At 76.1% G+C, this 20,084-nt stretch carries 17 protein-coding genes; 5 read left to right on the top strand and 12 right to left on the bottom strand.

The window, feature by feature from the left end:
• The first annotated feature begins 218 nt into the window (after positions 1-218).
• A complete protein-coding gene (locus tag AB2L28_RS16415; RefSeq protein ID WP_370720063.1) occupies positions 219-1,544 on the top strand; it encodes an MATE family efflux transporter in 1,326 nt (441 codons plus the stop codon).
• 85 nt (positions 1,545-1,629) lie between these two features.
• Here the strand turns inward: AB2L28_RS16415 and rplI are convergent, their stop codons facing one another.
• The 9 genes from rplI to AB2L28_RS16370 all read right to left on the bottom strand — a co-directional run bounded on the left by rplI (position 1,630) and on the right by AB2L28_RS16370 (position 12,538).
• A complete protein-coding gene (gene rplI, locus AB2L28_RS16410) occupies positions 1,630-2,082 on the bottom strand; it encodes a 50S ribosomal protein L9 (protein ID WP_370441032.1) in 453 nt (150 codons plus the stop codon).
• A gap of 14 nt (positions 2,083-2,096) precedes the next feature.
• Positions 2,097-2,333 carry a 30S ribosomal protein S18 gene (gene rpsR, locus AB2L28_RS16405; RefSeq protein WP_106215016.1) on the bottom strand — a complete coding sequence of 79 codons (237 nt, stop codon included), beginning with the start codon at positions 2,331-2,333 and terminating at the stop codon, positions 2,097-2,099.
• A gap of 64 nt (positions 2,334-2,397) precedes the next feature.
• Positions 2,398-2,982 carry a single-stranded DNA-binding protein gene (locus AB2L28_RS16400; RefSeq protein WP_370720062.1) on the bottom strand — a complete coding sequence of 195 codons (585 nt, stop codon included), beginning with the start codon at positions 2,980-2,982 and terminating at the stop codon, positions 2,398-2,400.
• Positions 2,982-3,278 carry a 30S ribosomal protein S6 gene (gene rpsF, locus AB2L28_RS16395; protein ID WP_367637934.1) on the bottom strand — a complete coding sequence of 99 codons (297 nt, stop codon included), beginning with the start codon at positions 3,276-3,278 and terminating at the stop codon, positions 2,982-2,984. The genes AB2L28_RS16400 and rpsF overlap by 1 nt, the downstream gene beginning before the upstream one ends.
• A gap of 217 nt (positions 3,279-3,495) precedes the next feature.
• Complete coding sequence (locus AB2L28_RS16390; RefSeq protein WP_370720061.1) at positions 3,496-4,911, bottom strand: glycosyltransferase 87 family protein; 1,416 nt, start codon at positions 4,909-4,911, stop codon at positions 3,496-3,498.
• Between the two features lie 14 nt (positions 4,912-4,925).
• A complete protein-coding gene (locus AB2L28_RS16385; RefSeq protein WP_370720060.1) occupies positions 4,926-7,286 on the bottom strand; it encodes a transglycosylase domain-containing protein in 2,361 nt (786 codons plus the stop codon).
• 282 nt (positions 7,287-7,568) lie between these two features.
• Positions 7,569-9,431, bottom strand: a complete 1,863-nt coding sequence (locus AB2L28_RS16380; protein WP_370720059.1) for a serine/threonine-protein kinase — start codon at positions 9,429-9,431, stop codon at positions 7,569-7,571.
• Between the two features lie 147 nt (positions 9,432-9,578).
• Positions 9,579-10,232: a GNAT family N-acetyltransferase gene (locus AB2L28_RS16375; RefSeq protein WP_370720058.1), complete on the bottom strand. Its 654-nt coding sequence runs from the start codon at positions 10,230-10,232 to the stop codon at positions 9,579-9,581.
• Positions 10,233-10,282: 50 nt separating this feature from the next.
• Positions 10,283-12,538, bottom strand: a complete 2,256-nt coding sequence (locus tag AB2L28_RS16370; protein ID WP_370720057.1) for a molybdopterin-dependent oxidoreductase — start codon at positions 12,536-12,538, stop codon at positions 10,283-10,285.
• Between the two features lie 120 nt (positions 12,539-12,658).
• Between AB2L28_RS16370 and AB2L28_RS16365 the strand changes: the two genes are divergently transcribed.
• Positions 12,659-13,159, top strand: coding sequence for a PAS domain-containing protein (locus AB2L28_RS16365; protein ID WP_370720056.1), 501 nt, complete (start codon positions 12,659-12,661; stop codon positions 13,157-13,159).
• On the opposite strand, the gene AB2L28_RS16360 is transcribed toward AB2L28_RS16365, so the two are convergent.
• Positions 13,129-14,214 (bottom strand): SDR family oxidoreductase, encoded by a 1,086-nt coding sequence (locus AB2L28_RS16360; RefSeq protein ID WP_370720198.1) that lies wholly within the window; start codon positions 14,212-14,214, stop codon positions 13,129-13,131. The genes AB2L28_RS16365 and AB2L28_RS16360 overlap by 31 nt on opposite strands.
• A 100-nt stretch (positions 14,215-14,314) precedes the next feature.
• Here AB2L28_RS16360 and AB2L28_RS16355 point away from each other — a divergent pair, with 100 nt between their 5' ends.
• Together AB2L28_RS16355 and AB2L28_RS16350 are read left to right on the top strand one after the other, a co-directional pair.
• Positions 14,315-14,920, top strand: coding sequence for a helix-turn-helix domain-containing protein (locus AB2L28_RS16355; protein ID WP_370720055.1), 606 nt, complete (start codon positions 14,315-14,317; stop codon positions 14,918-14,920).
• A gap of 121 nt (positions 14,921-15,041) precedes the next feature.
• Complete coding sequence (locus AB2L28_RS16350; RefSeq protein ID WP_370720054.1) at positions 15,042-16,886, top strand: diguanylate cyclase domain-containing protein; 1,845 nt, start codon at positions 15,042-15,044, stop codon at positions 16,884-16,886.
• 12 nt (positions 16,887-16,898) lie between these two features.
• Here AB2L28_RS16350 and AB2L28_RS16345 read toward each other — a convergent pair whose 3' ends face one another.
• Entirely contained in the window at positions 16,899-17,834 is a 936-nt protein-coding gene (locus tag AB2L28_RS16345; protein ID WP_370720053.1) for a P1 family peptidase, read from the bottom strand.
• Positions 17,835-17,893: 59 nt separating this feature from the next.
• Here AB2L28_RS16345 and AB2L28_RS16340 point away from each other — a divergent pair, with 59 nt between their 5' ends.
• Positions 17,894-18,337 carry a VOC family protein gene (locus tag AB2L28_RS16340; protein ID WP_370720052.1) on the top strand — a complete coding sequence of 148 codons (444 nt, stop codon included), beginning with the start codon at positions 17,894-17,896 and terminating at the stop codon, positions 18,335-18,337.
• Positions 18,338-18,340: 3 nt separating this feature from the next.
• Here AB2L28_RS16340 and AB2L28_RS16335 read toward each other — a convergent pair whose 3' ends face one another.
• On the bottom strand, positions 18,341-20,074 hold the full coding sequence (locus AB2L28_RS16335) for a GAF domain-containing SpoIIE family protein phosphatase (RefSeq protein ID WP_370720051.1): 1,734 nt from the start codon (positions 20,072-20,074) through the stop codon (positions 18,341-18,343).
• Positions 20,075-20,084: the final 10 nt, after the last annotated feature.

The raw sequence follows: 20,084 nt of genomic DNA, 5'->3' as shown, positions 1-20,084 counted from the left end.
GACTGACTGGGGACCGTTGTGCACAGGGGGTGGACAAGGCTGGGGACAACCGGGGGACAGCGCGGTCCGACCCGTGGTCGGCCAGACCTAGGGGTCCTCTGACCTGCGACGATGTCGCCCACAGGTTGTCCACCAGCTGTGGAGACGAGAACGTTCGTCCGGACGAGGGGAAGTCGGTTCTGTTGCGGTTGGGTAACGCTGTGTCAAGAGGGCTCAAGGTGACCGACCGTGATGCCGAGATCCTCCGGTTGGCCGTCCCCGCGCTCGGCGCGCTCGTCGCCGAACCGCTGTTCCTGCTGGCCGACTCGGCGATCGTCGCCCGCCTCGGCACCCTCCCGCTGGCCGGGCTGGGCATCGCCGGGGCCGTCCTGGCGACGGCCGTCAGCGTCTTCGTCTTCCTCGCCTACGGCACGACGGCCGCCGTCGCCCGCCGCCTCGGCGCGGGCGACCTGCGCGGTGCCCTGGCCCAGGGCGTGGACGGGCTGTGGCTGGCGCTGGGGCTCGGCGTCGTCGCCGCGGTGGTGCTGCGGCTGGGCTCCGGGCCGGTCGTGGACCTGCTCGGCGTCAGCGAGCAGGCCCGGCCGTACGCCCTGACCTACCTGCACTGGAGCCTGCCCGGCCTGCCGGGGATGCTCGTCGTGCTGGCCGCCACCGGGGTGCTGCGCGGGCTGCAGGACACCCGCACGCCCCTCGTCGTCGCCTCCGCCGGCGCCGTGCTCAACGCGGGCCTGAACCTGCTGCTCGTGCACGGGGTGGGGTGGGGCATCGCGGGGTCGGCCGTCGGCACGGCGGCCACCCAGCTGCTCATGGCGCTCGCCCTGGCCCTCGTCGTCGCCCGCGGCGTCCTGCGCACCGGGGCCCGGGTCCGGCCGCACCCGGTCGGCGTCCTGCGCAACGCCCGCGACGGCGTGCCCCTCCTCGTGCGGACGGTGACCCTGCGCGTCGCGGCCCTGCTGACGACGTTCGTCGCCGCCGCCCAGGGCGACGCCGGCATCGCCGCGCACCAGGTCGCGAACACCGTGTGGACGACGACGGCGCTCGCCCTGGACGCCCTCGCCATCGCCGCGCAGGCGCTCGTCGGCCGGTCGCTGGGGGCCGGTGACGTCGACGGCGTGCGGGCCACGATCCGGCGGATGGTGCAGTGGGGGGTCGCCGTCGGCGTCGGCCTCGGGCTGCTCGTGGGGTTCACCAGCCCGCTGCTGGCCGGGTTCTTCGCCCCCGAGGGCGAGGTGCGGGACTTCCTCGTGGCGGCCCTCGTCGTCCTCGCGGTGTGCCTGCCGGCCGCCGGCTGGGTGTTCGTCCTCGACGGCGTCCTCATCGGCGCCGGCGACGGCCGCTACCTGGCCCGGGCGGGCGTCGTCACCCTCGCCTGCTACGTCCCGGCCGCGCTCGCGGTGCTGTGGCTCGCGCCGCAGGGGCGGTGGGGGCTGGTCTGGCTGTGGATCGCGTTCGCCGGGCTCTACACCCTCGCGCGCCTGGTGACGCTCGTGCGGCGCGAGCGCGGGGACGTCTGGATGGTCACCGGCGTCGGCACCCGCCCCTGACCCGGGGACCGCGGCGCCGGGGACGACGGAGGCCGGCCGCACCCGCGGGGGTGCGACCGGCCTCCGGTCGTTCAGCAGGACCGGCTCAGGCGGTGGCCTCGACGACGTCGATGGTCACCGTCGCGGAGACGTCCGCGTGCAGGCGGACGAGAGCCTTGTGCGTGCCGGTCGTCTTGATCGGCTGCGGGATCTCGACCTTGCGCTTGTCGATCGAGGGACCACCGGCGGCCGAGACCGCCTGGGCCACGTCGGCCGGGGTGATGGCGCCGAAGAGGCGACCACCCTGGCCGGCCCGGGCGGCGAAGGCCACCGTGCGGGCTTCGAGCGACTGCTTGACGGCCTTGGCGTCGTCGAGCGAGGCGATCTCGCGGGCCTTGCGGGCCTTGCGGATCGCGTCGATCTGCTTCTCCGCGCCCTTGGTCCACGGGGTGGCCAGGTTGCGCGGGAGGAGGAAGTTGCGGCCGTAGCCGTCCTTGACCTCGACGACGTCGCCGGGGGTCCCGAGGCCGGTGACCTCGTGGGTGAGGATGAGCTTCATCTCGCTACCCCTTCTCAGCGCGCGGAGCTGCTGTAGGGCAGCAGCGCCATCTCGCGAGCGTTCTTGATCGCCTTGGCGATCTGACGCTGCTCCTGGACGGACACGCCCGTCACCCGACGCGCCCGGATCTTGCCGCGGTCGGAGATGAACTTGCGCAGCAGCGCGGTGTCCTTGTAGTCGACCGCCTCGATCTTGGCGGCCTTCAACGGGTTCTGCTTCTTCTTGGGCTTGCGCACGGGCGGCTTGGCCATCGTGGTGCTCCCCTCTCGTGAGAGCCCAGGCGTCACACCTGGGATGGAATGGTGTTCAGAGCTGTCAGAAGGGCGGGTCGTCGTTCGACGCGCCACCCCAGCCACCGCCGCCGCCCTGGCTGCCGCCGGACGGGCCGGTGGCCCACGGGTCGTCCTGCTGCTGCGGGGCACCGCCGCCGGAGTTCCCACCCCAGCCGCCGCCACCGCTGTTGCCACCGCCGCCGTTGCCGCCGCCGGAGAACCCGCCGCCGCCACCGAAACCACCGCCGCCGCCGGAGCCGCCGCGGGAGGTCTTGTTGACCTTCGCGGTGGCGTAGCGGAGCGAGGGGCCGACCTCGTCGACCTGCATCTCGATGACGGTGCGCTTCTCGCCCTCCTTCGTGTCGAAGGTGCGCGACTGCAACCGGCCGGTCACCACGACCCGGGTGCCCCGCGTCAGCGACTCGGCGACGTTCTCGGCCGCCTCCCGCCAGATCGCGCAGCGCATGAACAGCGTCTCGCCGTCCTTCCACTCGTTCGACTGGCGGTCGAAGGTGCGGGGCGTGGAGGCGACCGTGAAGTTGGCCACCGCAGCGCCGGACGGGGTGAAGCGCAGCTCGGGGTCGTTGGTGAGGTTCCCGATCAGCGTGATGACGGTTTCACCCGCCATCAGGCAGCCTCGGCTCGCAGCAGCTTGGTCCGCAGAACGCTCTCGTTGAGGTTCAGCTGACGGTCGAGCTCCTGCGCGACGGCGGGCTCGGTGGTGAGCTCGACGACGGCGTAGATGCCCTCGGACTTCTTCTTGATGTCGTAGGAGAGCCGGCGGCGGCCCCAGATGTCGACCTTGCCGACCTCGCCACCACCCTGGCGAACCACGTTGAGGAAGCGGTCGAGCGAGGGACCGACGGTCCGCTCTTCCAGCTCCGCGTCGAGGATCACCATGAGCTCGTACTGACGCGCGCTCATTCCCCACCTCCTTCGGTCTCAGGCGGCCACGGTCTCTCCGTGGCAGGAGGGTCTCGGTGCGTGTCTGCCCCCGCCCGCGACCGTGGACGAGCCACGACGAGGAGGGGAACCCGACGAGTCTACCGGCCCCACGGAGTCCACCGTGCCGCCACGGCGGCCGCGCCCCGCTCCCCCGTTCACAGCCGGCGCGCGGCCGGCGCCTGTGGAGCCGCGGACGTCACGCGACGCGGACGACGAGCGCGTCGTGAGCCCGGTCGACGTCACCGCCCGCAGGGTCGTCGAGACCGCGCGTGGCGCGCACGGGGTCGTCGGCCGGGTGCCGCGCCTGCCGGACCACGCACACCACCAGCCAGGCCACCGCGGCGGCCCGGGCCAGCAGCAGCGCCGCGTACAGCTCCGGCGGCAGTGCGCGCTCGGTGTTCGTCTGGCCCGCGATGTAGAGCCAGACGGCCCCGAAGTAGGCCGCCTCGGCCGCCCACCAGAGCACGTGGTCGCGCCAGCGGGGCACCGCGAGCACGGCCAGCGGCAGCAGCCACAGCGACGCCTGCGGCGGGAAGGACGGGCCCAGGACGCAGCACCCGGCCACCAGCAGGAACGCGACCTGCGCCAGCCGCGGCCGGCGCGGCGCCCACAGGACGAACACGGCCACCAGCAGCACCCAGACCACCCAGGCCCCCAGCGTCAGGGCCACGACCGCACCCCCGGGCAGCCCCGAGGCCCCCTGCGCGCCGACGGCCTGCTGGACGAGCTGGGGCAGCAGCCACAGCGAGCCGTAGCCCGCCCGCTGGTCCAGGAACGACCGCACCGGGGCGGTCCACGCGTCCGGCGCCGTCAGCACCACCGGCAGGTTCGCGAGCAGCCACACCGCGACGGCGGTCCCCACGGTCGTCCCGGCCGCGCGGCGCCGTCCCGTGCGCACCGCCAGGAGCACCAGCGCCACGAGCAGCAGCACCGGGTAGGCGCGGGCCGCGAGGGCCAGGCCCAGCAGGACGCCGGCCGCGACCGGGCGGCGCCGCGCCCAGCAGGCCAGCCCGGCCGTCGCCAGCGCGAGCGCCGCCAGGTCGAACGAGAGCAGGGACGTCAGCACGAGCACGGGGCTCGCGGCGAGCAGCACGGCGTCCCAGCCGCGGCGGCGGCCCGCCAGCGCGTGCACGGCGACGACGACGACGAGCGCGGCGAGGAGCAGGACGAGCGCGGCGGCGTCGAAGTAGGCCCGCTGCGCCGCGGCGCTCACCTCGTGCGGGACGACGCGGGCCACGAGCCAGGACAGCGCGGCCGTCAGCGGCGGCTGGTCCAGCGTCACGCCGCGGGAGAAGGGCCCGGCCCCGGTGGCGAGCCCGGAGGACGTGTAGACGACCGGCAGGTCGGAGTAGCAGGCGTGGACGAACTGGTCGGGGCTGTCCCAGCCCCGGGCGCGGCAGTGGTGCTTGGTGACGGCTCCCAGCGCGACGGCGAGCGTGGCGAGCAGGAGCGAGACGGGCAGCGCCCGCACCCACCAGGGCCCGTCGCCGCCGAGGCGGCGGCCGGCGGGTCCGCCGAGGACCTCGCTGCCCGCGCGGGCCAGCGGGTCCACGGCGGTGGGGTGCACCTGCGGCTCCACGGCGGGAGCGGGGTCCGGCGTCTGCGGGCTCACCCCTGCAGCTTCCCCTACCGGGTGCTCGCGGCGCCGTCCGCCGTGCCCTGGGTGCCCTGCGCGCCCTGGGCGGTGGCCGCGGCGGGCGACGGGGTGGCTCCCGCGCGGGCCGTGGACTGCGCCTGCCCGCCGGCGGCGGCGTCCGCACCGGCGGTGGCCGTGGAGGTGGCCGTGGGCCGGGCCGAGGCGCCACCGGTGCCCGGCGTCGCGGCGGCTCCCCCGGACGACCCCCCCGAGGAGCGGGTCGGGCTCCCGGTGGGGCTGCCCGTCGAGGTCGCCGTCGGGGCGTCCGTCGGGTCGTCCGTGGGGTCGTCCGTCGGGCTGTCCGTCGGGGTCTGCGTGGGCGTGTCGCTCGGCGTGGGCCGCTGCGTCGAGGACGACGAGGGAGACGACGAGCTGGACGAGGAGGAGCTGGACGAACCCCGCGAGGAGCCGACGTTCGCCCGGTCCGGGAAGTCGGTCTTCGGCGTGCCGTCGAGGGCGGCGCGCATGAACGCCGTCCAGACCCGGACGGGGTAGGACCCGCCCGTGACCTCCCGGCCGCCGAGCTCGAGGGGGACGTTCTTCGTCCCGTCCGGGGTGGTCTGGAACAAGGCGACGCTGGCGGCCAGGTCGGGGGTGAACCCGGCGAACCAGGCGGCGAGGTTGTCGTTCGTCGTCCCGGTCTTGCCGGCGGCGGGCCGGTTGACCCGCTTGGCGTAGGAGCCGGTACCGGAGTTCACGACCTGCTCCATGGCGTAGGTCGCGTCGGCGGCCACGTCGCCCGGGAACGCCTGGGTCGTCGTGGGCGAGGCGGTGTAGGTCCGCGTCCCGGTGGAGTCGTCGATGCTGGCGATCGTGTGCCAGTCGGTGCGCGTGCCCTGGGCGGCGAACGTCGCGTAGGCCTGCGTGACGTCGATGGGGTGCGGGGAGGACGTCCCGAGCACGTTGGAGATGTACTGCGGTCCGGCGATGCCCGGCGTGTCCTCGGGGTAGCCCGCCGCGACCGCGACGTCGCGCGTCCTGGCGGGGGTGACCTCCTCGTTGAGCTGGCCGTAGACGGTGTTCACCGAGTGCTCGGTGGCGGTGACGAGGTCGATGCGGCCGAACTGCTCGTTGCCGTAGTTCCGGGCGGGCCAGCTGTCGATGGTCTGCGGGCTGGACCCGTTGAACGTCGTCCGCAGCGAGACGCCGTCCTCCAGCGCCGCCACGAGGGCGAACGGCTTGAACGTCGACCCCGGCTGCGCCCGGGCCCGCGTCACGTCGTTGTACTGGTTGGCCAGGTAGTCCGCCCCGCCGTACATCGCCCTGACCCCGCCGGTCGCCGGGTCGATCGCGGACAGCGCCACGTGGAAGCCCTCGGGCAGCGTCGAGGGCAGCTGGTCCTGGACGGCCTCGACGGCCGCGGCCTGCGCCTTCGCGTCGAACGTCGTGACGATCTTCAGACCGCCGGCCTCGACGTCCTCCTCGGACAGCCCGACCTTGCCCGTCAGCTCGTCCTCGACCGTCTTCAGCAGGTACCCGTTGGGGCCCTGCCACTGGTTGTTCGGCGTCGCCTCGATCGTCTCCGGCAGGCCGGCGCTCGCGCGGTCGGCCGGGGACAGCCAGCCCTCGGACACCATGCCGTCGAGGACGTAGGCGACGCGGGCCGTGGCGGCCTCGGTCTGCTCGGGGCCCTTGCGCGGGTCGTAGTTGCTGGGCCCCTTGAGCAGCGCGGCGAGCAGCGCGCCCTGGGAGACGTCGAGCTGGGCGGCGTCGACCCCGAAGTAGGCCTGGGCCGCGGCCTGGACCCCCCACGCGCCGCGCCCGAAGTACACGGTGTTGAGGTAGTTCTGCAGCGTCTCGTCCTTGGACTGCTGCTGGTCGATCTTCAGCGCGATGAAGAACTCCTCGGCCTTGCGCGTGTAGGACTGCTGGTCGCTCAGGTAGTAGTTCTTCACGTACTGCTGGGTCAACGTCGACCCGCCCTGGGTCGTCCCGTCGCTGAGGTTGGTCCACACGGCGCGGGCGATGCCCGTGGGGGACACGCCGCGGTTCTCGTAGAAGCCGCGGTCCTCGGCGGCCAGGACGGCCTTCTGGACGTGGTCGGGGACCTGGTCCAGCGTGACGTTCTCGCGGTTGCGCGCCGCGAACGTGCCCAGCTCGGTCGTGCCGTCGGAGAAGTAGACGGTGCTCGTCTGCGCGTCCGCGAGCTTGTTCGGGTCCGGGACCCCGACGAACGCGTAGGCCGCGGCGAAGCCGCCCACGGCCAGCACCGCACCGGCGACGACGAGGCCGAGCACCCAGCCGAGGACCTTGCGCCGACGCGGACGGCGACCGGACGGGCGCGCGCCACCGGCCCCCTTGCGGGCGGCGGGGCGGTTCGGCGGGACGGGTGCTGGGCGTCGCGAAGCCACGGGGCTCTGGTCCTCCGGGGGATGGGTGGTGACAGCCGTTCCATCGGCAGCTGGCGTCCCAGTATGCGTCGGCGCGGGGGACCCACCGGCCGCCGGACGGTGGCCGGGTGGGTCCGCACGACACCTCCACAGCCTCGCTACGGCCCTCGCCACGGCGTCCCGGTGACCGTGCTGGACGAGCTGGGCGGGCTCCCGCGCACCCCCGCCACCGGCGCCTCGTGGCCGCGCGGCCGACGGGTCAGGCGGCCGACGCCCGGGGCTGCGTCGCCGTCTGAGCGGGGGTCACGGCGTGGGCCCGCTGCGCGGGGTGGGCGGGTCGACGGGCGCAGGCGTGGTCCCGGGCGCAGGCCTGGTCCCGGTCGTGGGTGCGGGGCCGGTCGTGGGTGTGCCCGTGGGACCGGTCGTCGGCGGGCCGGCCGGAGGGGTCGACGGAGCCGGGGACCGCGTCGTCGTGGGCGTGCCCGGGGTGACCACCGGCGGGGGCACCACCGGCGGGGTCACCACCGGCGGGGTCGCCACCGGCGTCCGGGTGGGCGGGACCACGACGGGTGGTGTCCGGGTGGGCGGCCGGATCGTCGAGGGGATGCTCGGCGTCGGGCGCGCCGGCGGCGGGGTGCTCGTCGGCGGGCCGGTCGTCGGGGGCGCCGCGGGACCGGTGAGCGGCGGGGCGGCCGACGCGGTGGGGGTCTCGGCGGGGGGCCGGCTCGTGGCGAACGGCGGCACGAGGACCGGCGGGGCGGCGGAGGACGGGAGCGGGGACCCGGGCAGCTGCCCGGACGGGGTCTGGGCCGGCTCCTGCGCCGAGGTCTGCGCGGGTGCCTGCGCGGAGGTGCTCCGCCGCGTCGTCGGCCCCTGCGCCCCGCCGCCGGTCCGCTGCCCGGTGTCGGCCGCGCTGGTGCCCGGTGCGGGCACCGACGTGGTCGGTGCCGCGGTCGGCACGGACGCCGACTCCTGCGGGGGCTGGACGATCGCCACCGGGTTGGGGACGTCGCGCAGCCTGCCCTGCTGGACGGCGGCGATGGCCACCGCGGTGCCCGCGGTCGCGAGCAGGAGGGCACCGACGACGACCACGACGGGCCGCTTGGGCAGGGACCGCGTCGCGCCCACCGGGGCGAGCGGCACGAACGGCGTGGGCGCGGACCGCTCGTCGCGGGGATCGAGGGAGGGGCGCGGCTCGACGAAGGCGCGCATGCCGTTCACCCACGCGGGCAGCCGGTCGGGTCGTTGCGACGGGTCCGGCGACAGGGCCTGCAGCAGCAGGTCGGCCAGCCCCGGGTGGGGGGCGGTGAGCGGGGCGGCGCCGAGCTGACGGCGGACCAGGGCCGGCTCGACCACCCCGTCGGGGGACGTGGCGGGCGCCGAGCCGGTGAGCAGGAAAAAGGCCGTGGCGCCGAACCCGAAGACGTCGCCGGCCGCGGACGGCAGCGCACCGGCGCGGACCTCGGGCGCGGTGTACGGGGAGTCCGGGGAGTGCCGCAGCGGACCGCGGCGCAGCCCGCCGAGGCTGGCCCCGGCCAGCCGCACGCCGTCGGCGGGCCAGAACCCACCGAGGCGCACCGAGCGCGGGGTGATGTCGCCGTGGACGAGCGGCGGGGCGTCCTCGGAGCCGCGGTGCAGCTCGGAGAGCACGCTGGCCGCGGTGGCCAGGACGGTGAACCGCTCCTCCACCCCGGCGCCGGGGTCGTCGCGCAGCCAGTCGGCGACGGACCGGCCCGCGGCCTGCTCCAGGACGGCGTAGTTCCACTCGGGTCCGTCGTCGGCGGCGCCGCCCGGGGGGTGCGGGGCGGGGCCGGAGAAGGTGGCGACGACCCCGGCCAGGCGCGCGTGCCGGACGCGGGCCAGCCCGGCCGCGCGCTCGCGCCACAGCTGCTCCGCGGACGGGCCGTCCGCCGGCTCGTGCCCGTCCTCCGGCTCGTGCCGGACCTCCAGGTCGGCGACGTCGCGGGGCCGCAGCGCGGCGAGGGTGAAGAGGGCCTCACCGGCGGCCGCGCGGTGGTCGAGCACGTGCCACGCCTCGTCCGTGCCGTCGGCCTCGCCCAGCAGCTCGTAGCGGTCGGGGTCTGCGCCCGGCCCGGCGTGGTGGCGCACGAGGGACGGGGCGTCGGAGGAGGTGAGCCTGTCGTCAGGCCATCCCTCGGTCGTCACGTGCGGCTCCTCCCCGCCTCGGCGGCACTGCGCACCCTCGTGGGTGGCGCGCCGTGTTCGGAGGCCCATGATGCCCCAACCGGCGGCGGTCGCCGACCCGTTCGGCCCATCCGGCACGTCAGGACTTGAAGTGCCGGGCCCAGCACGCTAAGCGAGCGCCGCCAGCACCGGCTCCAGCCCCTCGACCCGCACGCCCGGCCGGGCCCGGGCCCTCCAGTCGGCGACGTCCAGGCGCAGCCGCTGGGTCCGGGCGGGCACGCCCTGCCGGACGAGGGTGCGCAGACCGTCGTCCCGGTAGCCGAGCCGGCGCGAGACCCCGAGGGAGGCGGGGTTGTCGAGGAAGGCGTCGCTGCGGGCGAGCGCCGCGCCGAGACCGGCGAAGGCCAGGTGCAGGACGGCGGTGCGCATGAGCGTGCCCGTCCCGCGGGCCTGGTGCCCGCGCCCCAGCCACGACCCGGTGCTCACCTCGCGCAGCACCCGGAAGTCGCGCGCCTCCAGCGACTGCGTGCCGACGACCACCCCGGCGCGGCGCACGACGAAGTCGAGGCGCCAGTCCTGCGGCGTCCACGACGCCCACCCGCCGAGCTGCCAGCGGAAGGTGCGGCGCGCCCGCTCGTCCGGGGCGCAGTCGGTCCAGGGGAACGCGAAGGGCATCGCGTCGTCGGCGTGGACGCCGGCGGCGGCGACGCGGGAGAGCTCCACGACGCCCTCGAGGTCCCCCGCGCGCAGCTCCACGTCCCCCTCGGGGTGGGGCACGGTCAGGCGCAGGGCGGCGAACGGGTGCAGGTCGACGGGGAGCACCCGGGCGAGGTTGCCCGGGGTGACCGGGCGGCCGCCACCGGGTTTCGCCGTCAGGACGGCTGGTCGAACACCGTGACGCGCGGCGGGACGCCCTCGAACGCGCTCACCTGCACGGTGGCGTGCTGACCGGTGCAGGCCTGCGCCAGTCGCGACGACCCGACGTCGCGGGTGAGGACGTTGACGTTCCCGTGCCCGCAGGTGACCCCGGCCGCCGCCCCGGCGACCGGGTCGAACCAGGCGCCGGTGGACATCTGCACGACCCCGGGGCGCAGCGCGTCGGAGACGACGAGCCCGCCCAGGCAGCTGCCGCGGCGGCTGCGCAGGACGACGACCTGCCCCGGCCGCAACCCGCGGGCGGCGGCGTCCTCGGGGTGCATCCGGACGGGTTCGCGACCGGCGACCTTGCCCGCCTGCGACGTGGCGCCGTGGTCGAGCTGGCTGTGCAGCCGCGTGGCGGGGTTGTTCGCCACGAGGTGCAGGGGGAACTCGGCGTCGGGGACCTCCTCCGGTGCCAGCCACACCGGGTGGCCCGGGCAGTCGTCGTAGCCGAACCCCGCGATCGTCGCCGAGTGCAGTTCCACCCGGCCGCTGGGCGTCCGCAGCGGGTACGTCCCCGGGTCGGCGCGGAAGCTCGCGAACATCACCTTCTCGGTGGGTTCGGCGGGCAGCACGAACTCGCCCGCCGCGACGAACTCGCGGTAGGCCGGGGCGGTGATCCCGGCGCGGGCCGCGGGGCCGGTCCGCCACTCCTCCCACAGGTGCTCGACCCACTCCTCACCCGTCCGGCCCTCGGTGAACCGCTCGCCCGTGCCGAGGCGCTGCGACAGCGCGGCGAGGACGTCGTAGTCGTCGCGAGCCGCGCCGAGGGGTTCGTGGACCCGCCCCATGGCGATGAGCCGGTCGTCGTACCGGGCGGCCCCGACGTCGTTGCGCTCCAGCGTGGTCGTCGAGGCGAACACGACGTCGGCGTGCCGGGCGGTCGCGGTCCAGAACGGTTCGTGGACGAGGACCGTCTCGGCGGCGCGGAACGCCCGCTGCAACCGGGTGAGGTCCTGGTGGTGGTGGAACGGGTTCCCCCCGGCCCAGTGCACGAGCCGCAGGTGCGGGTACGTCTCGCGGCGGCCGTCGACGTCGTACTCCTGACCCGGGTGCAGCAGCGCGTCGGCGATGCGGGCCACCGGGATGCGCACGCGCAGCGGGTCCGCGAACTGCGGGAACGTCGGCAACGGGTAGGACCCCGCCCGCTTGCCGACCCCGCCGGTGGAGGCGTAGCCGTGGCCGAAACCCCCGCCGGGCAGACCGATCTGCCCCACCATCGCGGCGAAGGCGACGGCCGCCCACAACGGCTGCTCCCCGAACCGGGCGCGGGCCACCGACCAGCTCACCGTCACCATCGTCCGGCCGCGGACGGCCCGGCGGGCGAGGTCGCGGACGGTCGCGGCCCGGACCCCCGTGACGCCCTCGGCCCACTCCGGCGTGAACTCCTCCAGGGTGGCCAGGAACTCCTCCGACCCGGTGGTGCAGCGCCGCAGGAACTCGGCGTCGTGCAGGCCCTCGGCGCGCAGGACGTGGCACATCGCCAGCAGCAGGGCCGCGTCCGTGCCCGGGACGACGTCGACCCACTGCGCCCCCAGCTCGGCGGCGAGGTCGTCGCGCAGCGGGGAGACGAGGACGAACTCGACCCCGCGCTCGCGGGCGCGCCGCAGCCGGCCGGCCACCTCGTGCCGGCTGATCCCGCCGCTGGCGACCTCGGAGTTCTTCGCCGGCAGCCCGCCGAACGCGAGGACGAGGTCGGTGTGCTCCTCGACGCTGGACCAGGACGTCGGGGAGATGAGGGGCTCCTGGCTGCCGACGACGCGGGGCATGAGGACCTCGCCGACGCCGTGGCTGTACGTCCACGACGAGCGGACGGCACCGCCGAGGACGTGGGAGAACCGGTGCAGCTGGCTCTGGGCGTGGTGGAACCGGCCGGCGCTGGCCCAGCCGTACGACCCCGCGTAGACGCCGCGCGGGCCGTGCTCGTCGAGGACCCGCCGGTACTCCCCCGCGACCCGGTCGAGCAGCTCGTCCCACTCCACGGGCAGGAACTCGTCGCGGCCGCGACGCTCGTCCGGCCCGGGCCCGTCCTCCCACCAGCCGCGGCGCACGTGCGGGCGCAGCACCCGGGCGGTGGGGGTGGCCGCGGCGGCGACGTTGGCGAGCAGCGCCGACGGATCGGGGTCGTCGGGGTGGGGCAGGACCTGGACGCCGCCGTCGGTCGGGACGGCGGAGAAGGCCCCCCAGTGCGAGGAGTGCGGGATGCTCACGGACCCAGTGTCGGGCACCGCCGGCTGCACCGGCCGGACGGTTCCGCTGCGCCGCACGCGCGTGCGGGGCATCATCTAGACGGGGGCGCCCGCCCCGCCCGGCGGCCCAGGGAGGTCCCGATGTCCTCGTTCCCCGACGGTCCGCCCGCGCTCGACGCGAGCGTCCTGCCCGGTCTCGTCGGGTACGACCAGGCGGCCCTCGACGCCGCCGGCGTCTCGCTCGTCATCTCCGACGCCGGCACGGCGGACCTGCCGATCTGCTGGGTGAGCCCGGCGTTCACGACGCTGACGGGGTACCCGGCCGGGCGGGTGCTCGGGGTGAACTGCCGGTTCCTGCAGACCGAGCAGACCAGCGAGAGCTCCCGGGCCCGCATCCGGGAGGCGCTGACGGCGGGGGACCCCGTCCGCGAGACGCTGCTCAACCGCCGCGCCGACGGGTCGGTCTTCTGGAACGAGCTGCTGCTGGCGCCGATCCGGGCCGGCGGCGGGGACGTGACCCACGTGGCCGGGTACCAGGTCGACGTGACGTCACGGGTGACGGCGCACGCGGCGCACGACCGGTTCCTCGAGGCCGAGCGCCGCGCGCGGTCTCAGGCGGGCAGGACCCGCGCCCCGCGGTAGCGGTCGAGGAGGTTCAGCAGCGCGCGCTCGGTGCTGACGTGGCCGGCGAACCCGGCGAGCCGGCTGCGCGTCATGTCGGCGAGGACCTCGATGTCGCGGCCGAGGTCGGAGTCGCTGTGCCACCACGACGCGACGTTGGACAGGTCCGGTTCGGCGAGGTCGTGCTCGGCCACGAGCCGCGCCCAGACCGGCTCGGCGTCCCGCATCTGCTCGGCCAGGGTCAGCGGTTCCTGCCCGGGCCCGGCGGGCTCGACGCCGAGGTGCTCGGCCAGCCGCGGCCACAGCCGGCGCCAGCGGACGACGTCGCCGTTGACGACGTTGAAGGCGGTGTCGGCGGCCTGCGGGGTCGTGGCCGCCCACAGCTGGTGGTCGGCGAGCTGGCCGGCGTCGGTGAGGTCGACGACGCCGTCCCACTGCGTGCGCGATCCCGGGAACGTGAAGGGCCGCCCCGTGGCGCGGACGATCGCGGCGTACGCCCCGAGGGTGGGGACGAGGTTCATGGCGTTCCCGACGGCGAAGCCCGTGACGGTGTGCGCGCGGTGGACGGACCAGCCGAACCCGTACCGGTCGGCCGCGGCGAACAGCTCGTCCTCCTGGGCGTAGTAGAAGTTCTCCACGTCCAGCCGCGGGGCGTCCTCCAGGAACGGCGTGTCGGGCAGGTCGCCCTGCCCGTACGCCTCGAAGGGCCCGAGGTAGTGCTTGAGGCCGGTGACGAGGGCGGTGTGCCGGACCGTTCCCCGGGAGCCGAGGACGGCGAGCAGGTCGCGGACCATCCCGCCGTTGACGCGGACGTTCTCGGTCTCGGTGTCCTGCCGCGCCCAGGCGGTGACGAAGACGTGGGTGGGCGCCAGCGCGGCGAGCTCGCGCTCGAGGCTGTCGCGGGAGAACAGGTCGGCGCGCACGTGCTCGACCCCCTCGACGGTGGGTGCCCGCCGGGACAGGCCGGAGGTGCGCCAGCCGGCGGCGACGAGCTGCTCGGCCAGGGCGGTGCCGGTGATGCCGGTGGCGCCGACGACGAGGGCGTGGGCACCGGGCGGCGGGGTGCGGACGGGCATGGGAGCGCGGTCGGGCAGCGGCGCGGAGGAGGTCACGACCACCACAGTAGGCACGAACGGGGCGCTGGTGCTCACTGGAGTGTTCTCTAGAGTGGATCCCGTGAACGACGGCGACGCGGGCGGCGCGGGCGGCTTCGGTGCGCGGCTCGCCCGGGAGCTGCGGTCGGCCCGGCTCGACCGGCGCCTGAGCACCGCCGCCCTGGCGGAGGCCTCCGGCGTCTCCCGCGGGGCCGTCCTGAAGGTCGAGAGCGGCGCGTCCCAGCCGTCCGCCGCGCTGCTCGGGCGGCTCTGCGGACCCCTGGGGCTGACGCTGTCGGAGCTGTTCGCCCGCGTGGAGGAGCCCGGCCGCCAGGACGAGCGCGTCGTCCGGGGCGCCGAGGCCCCGGTGTGGACCGACCCGGCGAGCGGGTACCGGCGCCGGTCCCTGTCCCCCGCGGGCGCCCACCTCGAGCTCACCGAGATCGAGCTGCCCGCCGGTGCCGCGGTGACCTACCCCGCCGCCGCCTACGCGCGCGTCCACCAGCAGGTCTGGGTGCTGGCGGGGACGCTGTCCCTCACCGAGGGGACCGTCGAGCACGTCCTGGCCGCCGGTGACTGCCTCACCCTGGGCCCGGCGGCCGACTGCACCTTCCGCGCCCCCGCCGCTGAACCCGGCGCTGAGCCCGGCGCGAGGACCCGCTACCTCGTGGTCACCGCCCCCCGCTGACGTCCCGGCGGGCGGCTGCTCCACCGACATTCAGTGACTCCATGTGACGATTGAGACACGAAAAGTGATTCACTCGGTCGGAGCACTCAAGGCCGGCGTCCCACCTGCCGAGGAGGTGGCCATGATCGCGAGACTCCCGCAGGGCCGGACGGGTGAGAGCGCCCCGACCCCTCGCCCGAACGCCCCCGTGCGCGGCGGCGGCGTCCGGCTCGCGGTCACGACGGCCCTCGTCGTCGCCGCCCTCACCGCGCTGACGCCCGCCCTGACGCGCACCCAGGACCTGACCCAGGTCGTCTGGTGGCCCGCGGCGGGAGCGGCGCTCGGCCTGGCCGTCCGCCGGCCGGCCCGGCGGTGGTGGTGCGTCGCCGGGACGCTCGTCGGCTCGGTCCTCGCCTGCCACCTGGGGCAGGTCCGGGGCATCGAGGTGACCGTGTTCGCCAGCGCGCAGGCGCTGCAGTGCGGCGTCGGCGCAGCCCTGATCACCGCGCTCGGCCGGGGGGAGTCCACGCGCCTGCGACGGGGACGCGACGCCTGGCGCTTCACCGCCGGCGCCGGTGCCGGGGTCGCCGCGGCGACCCTGCTCGTCCAGGCCGCCGACCGCACCGACGGCGCCCCCTACGCCCTGGCCCAGCTGCTCGGCATCCTGCTCGTGGCCCCCCTGCTCCTCCTCGCCCCCGCGGACACCCGCCCCGCGGACGAGCGGCGCTCGCGGGCGGCGCTGTCGGAGTGGGCCGCGGTGCTGCTGCTGTCCGCTGCCGTCTCCTGGACCACGACGCGCGGCTCGTGGGCCTTCCTCGTCATCGTCCCCGTCCTGTGGGGCGCAGCGCGCCTCGGGGTGGGCCGGGCGCTGTCCTGCCAGCTCGTCGTGGCCGTGGTCGCCACCCTGGGGACGGCCCGCGGCCCCGCCCCCTACGGCGAGGGCCTCACGGGGTCCCTCGCCCTGCAGGCCCTGCTGTTCGTCTCCGGCGCCGTCACGCTCGTCATGTCCCTCGTCGTGCGCTCCCGCGAGCGCGCCACCGTCACCGCCGAACGCCGCGAGGAGGTCTTCCGCCGCACGTTCGACGACGCCCTGCTCGGCGTCGCGCTCCTGCGCCTGCGGCCCGACGGGTCCGCCGTCGTCGCCCGCGTCAACGAACGCCTCCAGTCGATGCTCGGCGCCGACGTCGAGGTCGGGTCGGACTGGTCCGAGCAGGTCCACCCCGACCACCGCGAGACCTTCGTCACCGCCGTCACCGAGATGGCGCTCGAGGTCGGGGCGGGCCGGCAGGCGCACTGGCACGCCGAGCTGCAGCACGGCGACGGCGAGGTGTGGCTGGAACTGGCCGCCGCCGCCTGGCCCGCCCCCGGTGACGGCGGCCGCCCCGGGGAGATCGGGGCCGTCGTGCAGGTCGCCGACGTCACCCAGCGCCGGCTCGTCCAGCGCCGGCTGCGCGAGGCCGCGCTGCACGACCCGCTGACCGGCCTGCCGAACCGCACGCTGCTGGAGGACCGGCTGCGGCACGCCCTGTCGGCCGCCGCCCGCAGCGGTGACCGGGTCGCCCTCCTGTACTGCGACCTCGACGACTTCAAGCCCGTCAACGACACCGGCGGGCACGCGGCCGGCGACCACGTCCTCATCGACGTCGCCGACCGGCTGACCGCCGCCGTCCGCCCCGGCGACACCGTCGCGCGCCTCGGCGGGGACGAGTTCGCCGTCGTGTGCCCCGGCCTGCCCGACGAGGCGTCCGCCGCCGACGTCGCCGAGCGGGTCGTCGCCGCGATGACCGACCCGTTCCCCGTCGCGGGGTGGCGGTTCCAGGTCGGGATCAGCGTGGGGCTGGCGATGGCCGACGCCTCCCAGGATGCCACCCGCGTCCTGCAGCAGGCCGACCAGGCCATGTACGCCGCCAAGGGGTCGGGCAAGGGCCGCGTGCGGGCCGCAGCGCCCTCGACCCGCACGATCGACCTACGCACCGCCGGGGCCTGACCCGCCGGGGGCTCAGGCCGGGAAGCGGGGCCAGTCCCCCACCGGCTCCGCGGACGCCACCCCGTCCAGCACCGCCGCGCGCACGACGTCGGCCGCCACCCGCTGCAGCTCCACCAGCTGCCCCACCCGCGCGGGACGGTCGGCCGCCAACGGCACCGCACCCGTCGCGAGCGCGAAGACGGTGTCGCCGTCGGCGAGCGTGTGCACCGGGTCCAGCGCCCGCGCCAGCCCCGCGTGGGCCGCGGTCGCCGTCCGCGACGTCTCCGCCGGGTCCAGGGCGGCGTCGGTGGCCACGACGACCAGCGTCGTGTTCAGCGGGGCACCCGGACCGGGTTCGAGCCCCGCGCCGACGGGCACCCCCACCGCGTTGACGACCGCGAGCGCCGCCACCACGACCTCACCGGCCGGGGCCGGCACCCGCGCCGACGCGGTCCCCGTACCGCCCTTCCAGCGGCCCCCGACCACGACCCCCGTCCCGGCGCCGACGACACCGCGCTCGACCGGGCCGCTCGTCGCGGCCTCGGCCGCGGCGTACCCCATCTCCTCGGTCGGGTGGTTCCCGAAGACGCCACCGCGACCGAGGTCGAACACCGCGGCCGCCGGGACGATCGGCACGACCTGCCCGGGCCCGGGCCCGACGGGGAAGCCGCGCCCCCGCTCGGCGAGGAACCGCTGGACGCCGTGCGCGGCGACGAGCCCGTACGCCGACCCGCCGGTGAGGACGACGGCGTCGACGGTCGGGACGAGCGTGCGGGGGTCGAGCGCGTCGGTCTCGTGGGTGCCGGGGCCACCGCCGCGGACGTCGACCCCGCCGACCGTGCCCGGCGGGGGCAGGACGACGGTGACCCCCGTCAGCCAGCCGTCCCCGCGGCGGGTCACCTGCCCGACCTGCAGCCCGGCGACGTCGGTGAGGGAGGCGGTGCGGGGTGCGGTGCGGGATCCGGCCACGGCCGCACGCTAGCCCGCTCCCGCGTGCGGACCGGCCCGCGGCGGAGGAGGTTGAGCGCATGACCACCACCGACACCCCCGCCGCGCAGCCGACCGGCATCCACCACGTCCGGCTGACCGTGACCGACATCGCCCGCTCGAAGGCGTTCTACCAGGACGTCTTCGACGTCGAGCCAGCCGTCGACTTCAGCGCCGAGGCCGCCGACCCCGGGGTCCGCGAGGACCCCGAGAGGCTCTACGGCGGCTGCGTCTTCGCCCTCGGCGACCAGCTCCTCGGCCTGCGCCCCGTCGCCGAGGCCGGCGACCGGTTCGTCTCCACCCGCGTCGGGCTGGACCACGTCAGCCTGCGGGTCGGCTCCCGCGCCGACCTCGAGCGGGCCGCCGAACGCCTCGCCGCCCGCGGCGTCGAGCACGGTCAGGTCCTCGAGCTCGACCAGGGCATCGCGATCCTGTCCCTGCAGGACCCGGACGACATCAACCTGGAGCTGACGGCCCCGCTGTGACCGTCACGGGAACCGGACGGCGAGCAGGGCGCAGTCGTCCTCGCCCCGGGCGCCGACCAGCTCCGCCAGCAGCGTGTCCAGCAGCACGTCCAGATCGGTCGACCGGTTGCCGCGCAACGACTCCCGCACCCGCTCGATGCCCCCGACGAGACTGCGGCCGCGTTGCTCGATGAGCCCGTCGGTGTACAGCACCAGCGTCGCCCCCGGCGGGACGGGCACCACGTGCTCGTGCCGCGGGGCGTCCGCGACGAGACCCACCAGCAGGTCCGGGGCCGCGGCCAGCAGCTCGGTGCGTCCGTCGGGGTGCAGCAGCACCGGAGGCGGGTGCCCGGCGTTCGTCCACCGCAGCGCGAACCCGTCCGGGCCCTCCTCCACGCAGGCCACGACCAGCGTTGCGAGCGCGTCCACCCCCAGACCCGGCAGCGCCCGGTCCAGCCGCTGCACCGGCCCGGTCGGGGACGCCGCCCGGTCCCACACGAACGCCCGCAGCAGCCCCCGGACCTGCGCCATCGTCGCGGCGGCCGCCATGTCGTGACCGACCACGTCGCCCAGCACCAGCGTGACCGCGCCGTCGGGGCCGACGACGACGTCGTACCAGTCACCGCCGATCTGCTCCTCCCGCGTGGCCGGCACGTACCGGCCGCGCACCTGCAACCGCCCCGTCGACTCCGGCAGCCGCGGCAGTAGCGACTGCTGCAGCACCTGCGCGCGCGAGCGCCGCTCGGCGTCCAGCGTCGCCCGGTCCAGGGCCTGCGCCGTGAACCGCGCCAGCGCGCTCCACACGTCGGCCTCGGCGTCCAGCGTCTGGCGCTCCGAGGCCCACACGAGGCACAGCACCCCGACGAGCCGGTCCTGCACGAGCAGCGGCAGGTACGCCGACGCCGCGAAGTCGGGCATGAGGGCCTTCGTCTCCACGAGCGGGAACGCCTCCCGCAGCTCCTCGACGGTGGCGAACAGGAGCGGTCGGCGCTCGCGGGCGGCCGCGGCGGCCGGGACGGGCGCGTCGAGGTCGATGGTCGTCCAGGCGGGCAGGGTGCCCGGGGGCAGCGCGTCCAGCGTGGTGAAGCGCAGCCGCCCGTGCCCGTCGGGCAGCAGCAGGCCGCTCCAGGCGCCACCCAGCTCGGAGCGGGTGACGCGGGCGACCGTGGAGCTGACCTCCTCGACGGACCGGGCGCCGACGAGGGCGTCCCCGAGCCGCAGCAGCAGCCGGTTGCGCTCCTCCAGCACCCGCAGCCCGAGCTCGGCGGAGCAGGCAGCGGCGAGGTCCGCCAGCACCCCGAGCTGCTCCCGGCTCCACCGGCGGGGCCGGCCGTCGATGGCGCACAGCACCCCGACGACGGGGGCCCCGGCCGTCGGCAGCCCGGTGCGCGGGTCCGGCAGCCGCAGCGGAGCGCCCGCGTAGGCGACGACGCCGAGGTCGGGGATGGCCAGGGAGTCGGCGGTGAGGGGGTCGCGCCGGGCGTCCTCGACGGCGAAGACGTCCCCGGAGGTGACCACGTGCTGGCACAGCGAGTGCGTCAGGGGCGTCCGGCGGGCGCTCTGCCACGGCTCGGGCAGGCCGACGGCCCCGGGGAGGACCTGGCCGTGGCGGCTGACCATCGAGACGAGGGCGACCGGCACGCCCAGGGCGAGGGTCCCGAGCCGGGCGAAGCGGTCCAGGTCGACGTCGGGGTGGGCCGGGAGCAGGGTGGTCTGCGCCAGTCCTCCCGGGGTCTGGTCCGTCGGCGCCGTCTGCACCGGTGCATCA

This window comes from Kineococcus mangrovi (assembly GCF_041320705.1).
GTDB lineage: Bacteria > Actinomycetota > Actinomycetes > Actinomycetales > Kineococcaceae > Kineococcus > Kineococcus mangrovi.
This window is presented reverse-complemented; position numbering and strand designations above follow the sequence as displayed.

Excerpts from the sequence above, each read along its gene's own strand:
- AB2L28_RS16360 (WP_370720198.1), bottom strand. The coding sequence starts at position 14,214 with ATGCCCGTCCGCACCCCGCCGCCCGGTGCCCACGCCCTCGTCGTCGGC.
- rpsF (WP_367637934.1), bottom strand. The coding sequence starts at position 3,278 with ATGAGCGCGCGTCAGTACGAGCTCATGGTGATCCTCGACGCGGAGCTG.
- AB2L28_RS16365 (WP_370720056.1), top strand. The coding sequence starts at position 12,659 with ATGTCCTCGTTCCCCGACGGTCCGCCCGCGCTCGACGCGAGCGTCCTG.
- AB2L28_RS16400 (WP_370720062.1), bottom strand. The coding sequence starts at position 2,982 with ATGGCGGGTGAAACCGTCATCACGCTGATCGGGAACCTCACCAACGAC.
- rplI (WP_370441032.1), bottom strand. The coding sequence starts at position 2,082 with ATGAAGCTCATCCTCACCCACGAGGTCACCGGCCTCGGGACCCCCGGC.
- AB2L28_RS16350 (WP_370720054.1), top strand. The coding sequence starts at position 15,042 with ATGATCGCGAGACTCCCGCAGGGCCGGACGGGTGAGAGCGCCCCGACC.
- rpsR (WP_106215016.1), bottom strand. The coding sequence starts at position 2,333 with ATGGCCAAGCCGCCCGTGCGCAAGCCCAAGAAGAAGCAGAACCCGTTG.
- AB2L28_RS16340 (WP_370720052.1), top strand. The coding sequence starts at position 17,894 with ATGACCACCACCGACACCCCCGCCGCGCAGCCGACCGGCATCCACCAC.